This is a genomic window from Chryseobacterium oranimense (assembly GCF_900129755.1).
GTDB classification, from domain to species: domain Bacteria; phylum Bacteroidota; class Bacteroidia; order Flavobacteriales; family Weeksellaceae; genus Chryseobacterium; species Chryseobacterium oranimense.
Window position 1 is genome coordinate 100,645 of sequence record NZ_FQWT01000007.1, and the last position, 12,794, is coordinate 113,438.

Annotated in this window: 13 protein-coding genes; 7 read left to right on the forward strand and 6 right to left on the reverse strand. The window is 38.4% G+C overall.

Annotated features, from left to right (window positions below):
* The first annotated feature begins 82 nt into the window (after window positions 1–82).
* From BUB03_RS18430 to BUB03_RS18450, 5 genes are all read left to right on the forward strand, one after another.
* Window positions 83–2,233 (forward strand): peptidylprolyl isomerase, encoded by a 2,151-nt coding sequence (locus BUB03_RS18430; RefSeq protein ID WP_073065944.1) that lies wholly within the window; start codon window positions 83–85, stop codon window positions 2,231–2,233.
* 129 nt (window positions 2,234–2,362) lie between these two features.
* Complete coding sequence (locus BUB03_RS18435) at window positions 2,363–3,313, forward strand: MlaD family protein (protein WP_040999504.1); 951 nt, start codon at window positions 2,363–2,365, stop codon at window positions 3,311–3,313.
* A gap of 7 nt (window positions 3,314–3,320) precedes the next feature.
* Window positions 3,321–4,664 (forward strand): 4Fe-4S dicluster domain-containing protein, encoded by a 1,344-nt coding sequence (locus BUB03_RS18440; RefSeq protein WP_073065947.1) that lies wholly within the window; start codon window positions 3,321–3,323, stop codon window positions 4,662–4,664.
* A gap of 85 nt (window positions 4,665–4,749) precedes the next feature.
* Window positions 4,750–5,535 (forward strand): (Fe-S)-binding protein, encoded by a 786-nt coding sequence (locus BUB03_RS18445; protein ID WP_040999499.1) that lies wholly within the window; start codon window positions 4,750–4,752, stop codon window positions 5,533–5,535.
* A 104-nt stretch (window positions 5,536–5,639) separates the two neighbouring features.
* Window positions 5,640–6,128: a hypothetical protein gene (locus tag BUB03_RS18450; protein ID WP_073065950.1), complete on the forward strand. Its 489-nt coding sequence runs from the start codon at window positions 5,640–5,642 to the stop codon at window positions 6,126–6,128.
* 21 nt (window positions 6,129–6,149) lie between these two features.
* Here BUB03_RS18450 and BUB03_RS18455 read toward each other — a convergent pair whose 3' ends face one another.
* A complete protein-coding gene (locus BUB03_RS18455; protein WP_073065953.1) occupies window positions 6,150–6,758 on the reverse strand; it encodes an acyltransferase in 609 nt (202 codons plus the stop codon).
* Window positions 6,745–7,977 (reverse strand): lipopolysaccharide biosynthesis protein, encoded by a 1,233-nt coding sequence (locus BUB03_RS18460; protein ID WP_073065956.1) that lies wholly within the window; start codon window positions 7,975–7,977, stop codon window positions 6,745–6,747. Before BUB03_RS18460 ends, BUB03_RS18455 begins: the two co-directional genes overlap by 14 nt.
* Window positions 7,978–8,048: 71 nt before the next feature.
* Here BUB03_RS18460 and BUB03_RS18465 point away from each other — a divergent pair, with 71 nt between their 5' ends.
* Entirely contained in the window at window positions 8,049–8,573 is a 525-nt protein-coding gene (locus tag BUB03_RS18465; RefSeq protein WP_073065958.1) for a hypothetical protein, read from the forward strand.
* 67 nt (window positions 8,574–8,640) lie between these two features.
* Window positions 8,641–9,909 carry a serine--tRNA ligase gene (gene serS, locus BUB03_RS18470; RefSeq protein ID WP_073065960.1) on the forward strand — a complete coding sequence of 423 codons (1,269 nt, stop codon included), beginning with the start codon at window positions 8,641–8,643 and terminating at the stop codon, window positions 9,907–9,909.
* 70 nt (window positions 9,910–9,979) lie between these two features.
* On the opposite strand, the gene BUB03_RS18475 is transcribed toward serS, so the two are convergent.
* The 4 genes from BUB03_RS18475 to BUB03_RS18490 all read right to left on the reverse strand — a co-directional run bounded on the left by BUB03_RS18475 (window position 9,980) and on the right by BUB03_RS18490 (window position 12,792).
* The gene (locus BUB03_RS18475) at window positions 9,980–10,756 is read right to left on the reverse strand and encodes a hypothetical protein (protein WP_073065963.1); all 777 of its coding nucleotides are present in this window, start codon (window positions 10,754–10,756) and stop codon (window positions 9,980–9,982) included.
* A gap of 80 nt (window positions 10,757–10,836) precedes the next feature.
* Window positions 10,837–11,577, reverse strand: a complete 741-nt coding sequence (locus BUB03_RS18480) for a hypothetical protein (RefSeq protein WP_073065966.1) — start codon at window positions 11,575–11,577, stop codon at window positions 10,837–10,839.
* Between the two features lie 16 nt (window positions 11,578–11,593).
* Entirely contained in the window at window positions 11,594–12,349 is a 756-nt protein-coding gene (locus BUB03_RS18485; protein WP_073065969.1) for a sulfite exporter TauE/SafE family protein, read from the reverse strand.
* Entirely contained in the window at window positions 12,340–12,792 is a 453-nt protein-coding gene (locus BUB03_RS18490) for a FixH family protein (protein ID WP_073065971.1), read from the reverse strand. The genes BUB03_RS18485 and BUB03_RS18490 overlap by 10 nt, the downstream gene beginning before the upstream one ends.
* Window positions 12,793–12,794: the final 2 nt, after the last annotated feature.

The following is a 12,794-nucleotide window of genomic DNA, read 5'->3' on the forward strand; positions in this document are numbered from 1 at the left end:
AATTAAAATAAAGGAGTTCCGCTTCTCTAATTTCTTAAAAATGTGTATTTTCGCAAACTGATAAAAAACTATAATATATAAAATGGCAATTTTAGGACAGATTAGGAGTAAGCCTTGGCTTTTGATGGGAGTGATTGCATTGGCGCTTTTAGCGTTTTTGGTAAACCCCGATAGCATCGACAAGGTTTTTGGAAAAAATCCTGATGTTTTAGGAAAAGTAAACGGTGAGAAAATCACCCGCGAAGAGTTCAATGATCAGCTTTTCGTACTGCAGCAGCAGGCTGAACAGCAAGGCCGTCCAAAAACGGGACTTGAAGAGCAGGCTTGGCAGTTACTTGTACAATCTAAACTTATCAAGCAGCAGTTTGAAAAACTAGGCTTTGAAATGACGGATGATTATTTCTGGAGTCAGATCCAGTATGATCAGATGTTTGCCCAGAACAAACAGTTCTTTGATGAGAAAGGTAATTTTAAAACTCAAGAGCTTAAAAAAGAAATTGAAACATTAAAGAGCACCAGCCCTGAAGGGTACAACCAGTGGTTGAAAACCAGAAAAACTGTGGAGTACAGACTGATGGCTAGACAGGTGTTTACTAATATTTCTGCAGGGATCACTACTGGTAAGAAAGAAGCTGAAGAGCTTATGAAGCAGAGAGACCAGTTAGCGGATATCGATTTTGTAAAGATCGACTATGCGGCTTACCTTCAGAAAACGAAGATCAATGTGACAACAGCAGATCTTGAAAACTATATCAAGCAGCACCCTGTAATGTTCAAAGCTGAACCAAGCAGAAACATCGGAATTGTATATTTCCCTTCTACACCTAGCCCTGCAGATGATGCAGCAACTCAGAAAGAGATCAATAAACTCTTTTCAGCAGGTACGGATGCAAGCGGAGGTACAGAAAACTTCCAGAATACAAAGAACGACTCAATGTTCGTAATGGCAAATTCTGATATGCCGTTTAACAATCAGTATTTATCACCTGCCCAATTGCCTCAGACTATTAAAGGACAGATTACCACTGCAGCTATAGGACAGACTTTCGGACCTTATAAAGAGCAGAATTTCTATGTAGTTTCGAAACTTTTGGATAAAAAGACTTCAGATTCTACATTATCAAGACATATCCTGATTGCTTTCAAAGGAAGCCCTGCAGGAGAAGGATTAACAAGAACTAAAGAACAGGCTAAGAAACTGGCAGATTCTATAGGGGCTATTGTAAAAGCAACTCCTGCTAAATTTACAGAATTCCTGAAACTTTCTAACGACCCTAACTCTGCAGCACAAGGAGGAAGCTTAGGTTGGACAACTCCGGAAACACCTTTCGTTCCTGAGTTCCTTACTTATCTGGCAAACAACCCTAAAGGCGCTACAGGAGTAGTAGAAACACAGTTTGGATACCATATCATCAATATTGAAGATAAAAAAGCCGGAGCGATGAGCTATAAGGTAGCTAATCTTGTGAAAGAAGTAAAACCTTCAGACGCTACAGAAGCTGAAGCTGATAAAAAAGCAAGAAGATTCATCCAGCAGGTACAAGGGAAATCTTTCAACGATTTCGTGAATATTGCCAAAAAAGGAAACTATCAGTTCTCCAATCCTAAAGCAGCCAAAAGATTTGATGGCCAGCTTCAGGGACTTGGTACAGATAAAGACGGAGAAATTTTAGCATGGGCTTTCGATAAGAAAAGATCCAAAGGAGATACTGAATTCTTTACGGTAGAAGGTACAGGAGATAAAATTGTAGCTTACCTTAACGGAAAACAGGAAGCAGGTCTTGCAGATCCTGAATCTGTAAGAGATCAGATTGAAGTGATTGTTAAAAATAAACTGGCTGCAAAACAGATTTCTGATAAAATTGCAGGCGCTAAAGCCTCAAACTTAGACCAGATTGCTAAAATGTTTGCTTCAACCAAGCAGGCTGCTCAGGTTAATATGCTTAACCCTTCAGTAGCAGGAGCTATGGAACCTAAAGTTGCCGGTGCTGCTTTTGGGGTTGCAAAAGGAAAATTATCCAACCCTATTGAAGGAGGTACTGGAGTTTATGTTTTGATCAAAAAATCAGAAACTGTAAACAAGCAGCCGGGTGACCTTAAGCAGTTTACAGAATCTATTACCCAGAGAAATGCAGGAATGTTCGGACAGGCTTGGATGAAGAGTCTTCAGGACAATGCAGATATCAAAGACTACAGAATCGAGATCTGGAACAAGCTGGGAAATCAGCAATAGTAAGAAATTAATTTTTACAGATATAAAAGCGGCAGAATTTTCTGCCGCTTTTTATATTTAACGCAGAACAATAAAGAAAAAGATTAATTTAAAATGTGTTATATTTGCTCATTAGAAAAAATTTAGCAAGTGAAGTTGAGTAAAGAATTAAAAGCTGGTGTGATTGCACTTTTAGCTGTTGTAGGCTTTGTGTTGTTGTTTCAATTCATGAAAGGCAGAAGTCTTTTTACTACTGATAATATATTTTATGCAAAATACGATAATGTGGAAGGGCTTGCGCAGTCGTCCGCAGTTTCCATCAATGGTCTGAAAGTAGGTCAGGTTGATAAGATCATTCCTAAAACAGCAAAAGACGGAAAGATCAGTTTTGTGGTAAAAGTTACAGTGGATGACAAATTTGAGTTTTCCAAAAATTCAACCCTTGAAATCTTTGAGCCTGGCCTGATGTCAGGAAAAGAAATGAGAGTAAACCTTGTGTACGGAGGTCCTACTGCAAAAGATGGAGATACCTTACAGGGCGCTTTCAAACTGGGAACTTTGGGAAGCCTTTCCTCTCAGGTAGGTCCGGTTAAGGATCAGCTGCAAACTGTTTTACACCGTGTAGACTCACTGATGGCCAATGCCAATCAATTGGTGGACGGGCAGAACAGAGCCGAGATCAAAGCATTGTTAGCCAATCTTAACAAAACAGTAGGTGCCTTACAAACAACAGCAGGAAGCGTAAATACCCTTGTAGGACATAATGATCCAAAGCTCCAGAAAGTACTTGATGATGCCAGCGTTACCATGCAGAGCGGAAAAGTAACCTTGGATAAATACGGGAACCTTGCAGAAAGTATTGATACCAAAAAGCTGAATGCTGCCATAGCAAGTTTAGATGCTACGGTAGGAAAACTTAACCAGGTAATTGCAGGAGTTGATAACGGACAAGGAAGCTTAGGAAAACTAATGAAGGACGAGCAGCTTTACAATAACCTGAATTCTGCTTCCACTAATCTCAATTCGTTGATTGAAGATATGAAGGCAAACCCTAAGAGATACATCAATTTCTCGGTTTTCGGTAAGAACAATAAAGACTAATCACCTTATGCAATACATCGATAACATTATTTTTCTGATCTTATTAATTGCAGGATTCGGGCTGTTTGCAAAAAGCCTGCAAAAGATTTACAGAAACATCAGGTTAGGAAGAGAAATCAACAGAAGCGACAGAAAAGCCGAGCGCTGGGAAACCATGGCCACAGTGGCAATGGGCCAGAGCAAAATGGGAAAACGTCCGGTAGCAGGTATCCTTCACCTTTTTGTATACGTAGGTTTTGTTATTATCAATATTGAGCTGATAGAAATTATTGTTGACGGAGTCTTTGGAACCCACAGATTTCTGGCTTCCATTCTGGGAGATACTTTCTACAGTTTCTTTACGGCAACATTGGAGGTACTGGCTCTTTTAGTAATCATAGGCGTTGTTATTTTCTTTATCAGAAGAAATTTCTATGGTGTAAAAAGGCTTAACATGAAAGAGCTTTTCGGCTGGCCTAAAAACGATGCCAACTGGATTTTGGTCATAGAGTTCGCTCTGATGGTAGCTTTCTTTAGTATGAATGCTTCAGAATCTGTTTTGCAGGCACGAAATGCAGAAGGCTTTCATCATATAGGTTCTTTCCCGGTAAGTGAAATGCTTTTTGTGCCCTTCCTGAATGTATTCAGTTTTGATAATGGCTTCCTGATTTTTGTTGAAAGAAGTGCATGGTGGTTCCACTTTGTAGGGATTCTTTTCTTCATGAATTATCTGTATTACTCAAAACACCTTCATATTATTTTAGCTTTCCCAAGTACTTGGTTTGCTAATCTTGATAAAAAAGGAAAATTCAATAATCTTGATTCAGTAACAAAAGAAATCAAATTAATGATGGATCCTAACGCAGATCCTTATGCCGCTCCGGCTGAAGGAGATGCAGCAGAAGCTCCGTCTAAATTTGGTGCAGAAGATATATTCGACCTAAATCAGGTACAGTTGCTTAATGCTTACTCATGTACAGAATGCGGAAGATGTACTTCCGTATGTCCTGCCAATATTACAGGTAAAAAGCTTTCTCCAAGACTGATTCTGATGAAAACAAGAGACAGGCTGGAAGAAGTAGGAAGAAATATCGACAAAAACGGAAAATTTGTAGATGACGGTAAGAAACTTCTGAACGATTATATTACCAAAGAAGAACTTTGGGCTTGTACTACATGTAACGCATGTACAGAAGCATGTCCGGTATTGCTGGATCCGCTTTCCATCATTTTTGAAATGAGAAGATTCCTTGTAATGGAACAGTCTGCTGCTCCTCAGGAACTGAATCTGATGATGACGAATGTGGAAAACAATGCCGCCCCTTGGCAGTATAACCAGGCAGACCGTCTGAATTGGGCCAATGAAAATTAGATAATTAATCAATTTGAGAATTTGAAAACTATACTTTTAATTCATTTTCAAATTTCCAAATTCTCACATTTTCAAATTGAAAAGAATGGATTTCAGTATAAAAACAATGGCAGAATACGCTGCCGAAGGAAAAGCCCCGGAAGTTTTATTCTGGGTGGGATGTGCCGGAAGTTTTGACGACCGTGCCAAAAAAATTACAAAAGCATTTTGCAAGATATTAAACAAAATAGGAGTTGAATTTGCCGTTCTGGGACAGGAAGAAAGCTGTACAGGAGATCCGGCAAAAAGAGCAGGAAACGAATTTGTTTTCCAGATGATGGCCCTAACCAATATTGAGGTCCTGAATGCCTATGAAGTGAAAAAGATCGTCACTGCCTGCCCTCACTGTTTCAATACCCTGAAAAATGAATATCCGAGCCTTGGGGGGCACTTTGAAGTTGTTCACCATACCCAGTTCCTTAAAACCTTGATGGAAGAAGGAAGGCTGAAGATAGAAGGAGGTGCATTCAGAGGGAAAAAGATCACTTTCCATGATCCTTGCTACCTTGGAAGAGCCAACGACGAATATGAAGCTCCAAGAATGCTTCTTGAAAAACTGGATGCAGAACTTGTAGAAATGAAACGTTGCAAGACCAACGGTTTATGTTGTGGAGCAGGAGGTGCACAGATGTTTAAAGAGCCGGAAAAAGGAAATAAAGACATCAATATCGAAAGAACGGAAGAAGCGTTGTCTTTCGAGCCTAAAGTGATTGCTACAGGATGTCCTTTCTGTAATACGATGATGACGGATGGTGTAAAGCATTTTAACAAAAACACAGAAGTAGCTGTAAAAGATATTGTAGAATTGCTTGCAGAAGCTGAAGATTTGTAGCAGATAACTAAAAAACAGATAAAAAACTCAGGCTTAGGTCTGGGTTTTTCTTTATCATAAACTCAGGAATATTTCTTAATTTTATACTTTAAAACCGACAGGATATGAAAATTGAAGAATCAAGTATAGTAGAAACCAGCGACTACAGAGTCATTATATACCCCGCATCCAGACCTTTTGAAACCAAAGAGGCCAAAGCCATCACCGAAAAGTTATTCGATTTCCTGGCAACCTGGGCTGCTCACGGAAAACCACTTGCTTCATCGTTTAAGATTGAAAAAAATCAGTTTATCGTGGTATGTGTGGATGAAGAGAAGGAAATGGCTTCAGGATGCAGCATTGATGCCTTAGGAAAGGTAATGCGCGAAATTGATCAAGAATACCAGCTTGGACTTTTCGACAGAATGAAGGCCAGCTTTGTACAGGACGGACAGATAAAAACCCTGAAACTGCAGGAATTTAAATCCCAATTGAGAAACGGCGAACTGCCAAAAGATATCCAGGTTTTTGATTTCTCTAAAAATACGTATCTGGACTTTTTAAGCCATTTTCTGTTACCATTGGAAAAAAGCTGGGCTGCAGGCATCGCTTAAACAGCTGTAAAAAACAATCAATCAGAACTTTAGATTGAAGCCTTCAGGTAGTTTTCGGTTGAAAACAGTCTTGGTAAAGTCTTCAATGTAAGGTTCTTTTTGTTTGATAACCTTGCATGGATTTCCTACGGCAATTGAGTTGGATGGAATATCTTTAGCCACAATAGAACCAGCTCCAATAACCACATTATCACCTATTTTTACTCCCGGAAGGATCACCGAATTAGTTCCTACAAAAACATTGTTTCCAATAATGATAGGGCCGCATTCATCATGAATGCTGTGATCATTGTGATTATGGTTCGCAGAAATAAGGGAAGATCCTGCTCCGAAACCCACATTATTTCCTATAATAATGCCATTATTGGCCTGAATATAAATATTGGGATTATCCCCCGGATCACAAAGAATTCCTTTTTTTATTTTTGGATGGTTTCTGATCACTGAAGTAAAATGGACAGGCCACGGAACACTTCCGTTAATTCTTAAAATTTTTTGAGGAACCAGATAATGGAAAAAAAGAACATGTGGAAGCATATAATCGTACTTCTGACGGTAATATTCGGGATAGAAAAAATTATTAATTCTATGGAAAATCTGGTATTCAATAAATTTTTTAATCGGATTCATTTTTCTTCAGAATAAACATGATGTAAAAATACAAAAATCCGTAGCCGATAAACAAGAAACCGGAAAAAATCCCCACCAGATAGCTGATTCCCATTTCTTTTCCAATGAAAATTGCGGCAATATTAGCCAGGAAAAGATAGATATTGAAGACCAGGGCCACATTATTACGTTTCAGGATCGTTAAAATATCTGAAATAGGGTTGATAAGGCTTCTGGTAAGATATCCGAAGGACATCAGGAAAATAAAAAGCCCCAGGTGCTCCCAGTTTTTATTGAAGAACATTTCCAGAACAGGAATCCCGGCCACATTAATAAGTACATAGAGTGCAAAGATGATATAGAAATTCATCAGACTCATCTTTTTTGTATAGGCAAACAGTTCATCTCTGCTCCTGCCTTTGTTATTGATCTCTGCTGCTTTCGGATAATAAACAGTTGCAATGGAAGAAGAGATCAGAAGCAGCGGAACAGACATTATTTTTACGGCTAAAGAATATTCTCCCAACAAAGAGTCTGCAAAATAAAGCGAGATCAGAATCGGCATGATATTATTGCCTAAAGCATTGATCAGCGTTGAAGGATATGAATATTTAAAAAGCTCCGGTCTTTTTTTCGCATTGGCTATATATCTTTTGAAATCAGGTCTTACAATATATTTTCTTGAATAGTATAAAGCGGCAAGAAAAGCAGCAATATAGCCTATCAGACTACCGATAACAAGCCCGTTTTCTATCTTGATAAATACAAATAACACCTGAAACAGAAAACTTACCACAGAATCTATAATAGTTAATACCGATACCAGCTTGAATAATTTTTTCTTGGCCAGCAGAAACTTCGCATTATTTGTAAATAAATAGATGAATCCTGTAAATATCCCCAGAAATAAAATATTCTTAGGAATATCAAAAGGAATGAAAACCAGCAGGAAAGCCAGGAGCATAACGGTTGCTGAAATAATCCCGGCCGCACTGAAATTATTATTCACATCCTGTTCGTTACCTTCCAGCATGATCATATGTTCCTGGGCAAGGCTCAATACCACCGTAAATATGCTCATAATGCTCAGATAAATGCTGAAAATGCCATATTCCGAGGAACCGTAATATTTTGCCAGCAAAAGCCCTCCGATTACCAAAACGAACTTGGAGATAAAGTTTCCCTTAAAGATCGTGGTGATGTGGCTGCTGTTTAATTTTTTGAGTTTGTTTAAAAACATGGTAAAATATTACGGGAACAAATATATAATTATACATTTGCATAAAAAAGATTATTGAAAATTAACGGAAGATGAAATTCAAGCTCAATCCTATTTTACTATTTCAACTTACAGCGATCCTGTTTTTAACGGTTTCATGTGGAAGCGATGAAGATTCTTTACAGAGAATCGACCAGATCATGAATATTTATATAAAAAACAGTGCGGGACAGGACCTTCTGAATGCCAAGAAAAACGGTTCCTATTCTTCCTATGCGGTAAACGATGCTTTTGGTGCTACGGATGTATCTCCGGTATCTGTACCGCTTAAAATGACTACCGATTCGTTATATTACTTTGAATATATAAGAGGGGCAAAAAGGATGACAATGGATTCTTTGGGACCTGATAACAGAACATATCATTCCAAAATGGCATTTGCATTGAGAAGAACAGTGGATAATGCTGTTGAAACCACTATTGACTCTATGGAGATCAGATACCGCTGGACACCCACTGTATTTCAGGTTTCTGAGGTTCTTTACAATAATCAGGTAGTATTTACCAAGGCTGCAGATGCACCCAATGCTATAAATACCATTACTATCATAAAATAATTTTAAATTTGCAAAACTGTTAGCTTAGTATTTAAGTTTAACATCTAATATTTAACATCTCAATAAAATGTTACAAGTCAATTTTTTGCGCGACAATAAAGAACGCGTTTTAGAAGGTCTTCAAAAAAGACAATTCAAGAATCTTGGGTTGGTAGACGATGCTATTGCTACTGACGATGAAAGAAAAAGAATCCAGTTTGAACTAGATTCCCAGCTTTCCGAGATCAACAAAATTTCCAAAGAAATCGGACTTTTGATGAAAGAAGGAAAGAAAGAAGAGGCGGAGTCTGCAAAATCTAAAACAGCACAATTTAAAGAATCGAGTAAAGAATTACAGTCCCAGTTGGATGTAACGGAGAAGGCTTTGCTGGATATTTTATACCAGATTCCAAACATTCCGTATGAAGCGGTAAAAAGCGGAGCTTCTGCGGAAGATAATGAAAATATTTACCAGTCTCATGATGTGGAAGGCCTTGGAGAAGGAGCTATTCCTCACTGGGAACTGGCCAAAAAATATAACCTGATTGATTTTGAACTTGGAGTAAAGATCGCAGGAGCCGGTTTCCCTGTTTATTTAGGAAAAGGAGCAAGGCTTCAGAGAGCTTTGGTTCAGTATTTCCTTGATAAAAATGTTGAAAAAGGGTATATGGAGGTGAATCCTCCTCATGTGGTCAATGAGGCTTCAGGATACGGAACGGGACAGCTTCCTGACAAAGAAGGGCAGATGTACCACATCGGTTTGGATGATCTTTATCTGATCCCAACGGCAGAAGTTCCTGTAACGAACCTTTACCGCGATGTATTGCTTGAAGAAAAGGATCTTCCTATCAAAAATACAGCTTTCTCTCAGTGCTACAGAAGAGAAGCCGGAAGTTACGGAGCTCACGTAAGAGGTCTGAACCGTCTTCACCAGTTCGAAAAAGTAGAGATTGTAAGACTTGAAAAACCTGAGAACTCTTATGCTGCTTTAGAAGAAATGGTTGAGCATATCAAGGAAATTCTTACAGATCTTGAACTTCCGTTCAGAGTATTGAGACTTTGTGGTGGTGATATGGGATTCACATCAGCAATGACGTATGATTTTGAGGTATGGAGTGCAGCCCAGGAAATGTGGCTGGAAGTAAGCTCTGTTTCTAATTTTGAAACTTTCCAGGCGAACCGTTTGAAATGCCGTTTCAAAACAGAAGGAAAATCTCAGCTGGTACATACGCTGAATGGCTCTGCAATGGCCCTTCCAAGAATTATGGCTGCATTGCTTGAAAACAACCAGACCGCTGAGGGAATCAGAATTCCTAAGAAGATTGCAGAATATGCGAGATTCGATTTGATTAACTAAATAATATATCACTATAATAAAGAATCCCCTTTCAGTTTTGAAAGGGGATTTTATATTGGTTTACAGAAAATTATTCCGTTGTAATAACTACTTTCTTGTCTTTATTGACAAGGTTTTTGCCATCTACGAGGTCATTGGATCTTACAACAATTTCAACCGTTTTGTTATCGATCTGTTTTACAAAATCATGTTTACCTTCTATACTTTTGATGGGTTTCTGAAATTTAAGCCTGTTGGAAAATGTAAGATTGAACATTCTCAGCATTCCTGCCATTCCGGAAGCCATTTGTTTGCCATAGGCCTCAATGGAATCGCTTTTGGTCTTAGGAACAGTTTTTTCCTCCGTTTCCTTTTCTTCCAGCATTTTAAGAATACCATCGGAATTGAATTTGTCAGTATTAATCGTCAGTGATTTACCATCCCAAACGGCAACATCCTGCAAAGGAATTTTTTTCAGACGTTTGTCGCTGGCCAGAAGCTGGGTGATTTCTGAGGGCATAAGTTTATCATACTTCAGAGATAGACCTACGATCTCGTTCTTATCTTTGTCCACTTTCATATAGACTTTTTTCAGCACCTTCACCGAATCCTCATTAAGAGTTATTTTTCCGTGCTTCTGAACATTGTAAAGACTTGTCCAGTCAGTAGGCAGTTTATCCAAGTCGGTCAGTTTCTTCGGATCAGAACCCATCATGCTCATCATTCCCATTACACTTTTATCCATCAGGATATTCGACTGCATGCTGGTTGCAGAATCTTTGTAATAGGTAGTTTCTGTATTGATAGAGCAGGACTGTAGAACTATGACAAGAATGGCAGCCCATATAAAATTTATCTGTTTAATCATTACTGAAATTTTTAGTATTATCTTATGTATTACAAAACAAATACCAACCAAAAAACGGACTGAAATTTCAGCCCGTTTTTTTATTCTGTAACGATAACAATTTTTTTATCGGCATTCCTGAATTTTGCCTCCTTATCATACATTGCTTTGAGATCGTAATTAATTTTAACTGTATAATTATCGGTCTGTTTTACCCAATCGTGTTTCCCGGTTATGGATCTTATCTTGTTTTCAAATTTCAGAGTGGTTCCAATGCTTTTAAAGAACATGGTCACCATTCCTTCCACTTTTTCAGCTTCATCTTTGGACGCTTTGCTTTTCAGGGCTTCTTCAATATTTTTAAGATTAAAATTTTCTGTATTGATCGTTAAGGTTTGTCCGTCCCAATTATTGAAAATATTCTGATCCAGCGGAAGTTTTTCCTTTTTATTATAGCCTTTCAGCATCTGATAGTCTGCCTGGGTAAAATGATCCATTTTTAAGGAAAGGCCTGCCGGCTCATTATTTTCCTTGTTCATTTTCATGAAGATCTTTTTCATGAGCCTGATTGAATCGGGATCTGTAGTCTGCGGCTTGCCGTCCTGTTTCTGGATATCCAGAAAGCTTGTCCAAACCGTTGGCAGTTTATCCATTTCTCCGAATTCTTTCTGCTGTTTCAGAGAGTCGGGAGTCATAGCTTTCATTTCGGAAATAAACTGTCTCATATCGATGTCTGTGACAGAAGTTGATGCAGAGTCTTTGTGGTAGACAATTTCAGAGTTAATGGTACATGATTGCAGAACAAAAAGTCCTGCAATGAATAATAGGGAAATATTTTTCATGAAATTAGTTAGCTGTTTAATGGCAGTTACTTGAACTGTGGTCGTGACCTTCAATATGGCAGTTCCCATTGTGATCTTTGGAGATCGTCATCGCTTCAGCTCTAGGTGAGATATACGGAATTCCAAGTTCAAGGCCTCTCAAAATAAATAATCCTCCCAGAATAATCATAATAACCGGAACTGCTTTTAAAATTTTAATTCTGAAAGCCTGATTCATAAGATTTCCGGCCAGAACTACCGCAAACATGAACGGAAGGGTCCCAAGCCCAAATAAGGCCATATATGAAGCTCCCTGCCATATTCCTCCGGCTGCCAGGCTGGCAGTAAGAGCCATGTAAACCATTCCGCATGGAAGAAAGCCGTTAAGAAGACCGGTGGTAAATCTTGATCGGTAATCTGCTTTCTGAAGTAACTTCCCTAAATTTGATTTTACTGAAAACAGAAATTTCGAAAGAAAAGGTATTTTGGAAGCAAAATCTTTTCCGCCAAACGAAAACAAAGCCATAATAATCAGGAGGATTCCTGCAATGATCGTAAGATACTGCTGAAAACCTGCCATTTCAAAACCTTCCCCAACGATTCCCAGAATAGCACCCAATAGGGAATAGGTAACTATCCTGCCGAATTGGTAGGTTAAATTCTGAAGATAAAAATTTGTAGCCTGTTTTTTAGTCAATCCCATCGATAAAGCAATAGGCCCGCACATTCCGATACAGTGAAAACCGGAAGCAAAGCCCAATGCAATAGCCGATAAAATAAGTCCTATTTCCATATCACATCATAATCCATTCTGTAGTCTGTTTTGTCCTTTGTCCACATCAGTCTTAAGGTATAATTTCCTACTTTTAATACCTGTGCAGGTACTATAAAAGACTGGGTAGCATCAAGCTTTACAGATTTTTTGATATCTAAATTCTGGTCGTCGGTTCTGTTTAAAACAAATTTTACCGTAGTATTGGTATTGTTATATTCTTTTGGAAAGGTGATTTTAATTCCGCTTTTTTCCTGGCTGTATACCGGTTTTTCCTGCAGATCGTCTGCTCTTTTTTTAGCATCAATCACATCCTGATACTTAAGTTCCTCTTCGTAATAATTATCGGTTACCATTTCAGAATTCTTCTGCCCGTTCGGGAAAAGAAACAGCATGGATAATATGAAAACAATGAATGCAAATAATGCAATTACAACACCGTGTCCCCAACTAAAGTTTTTCATTT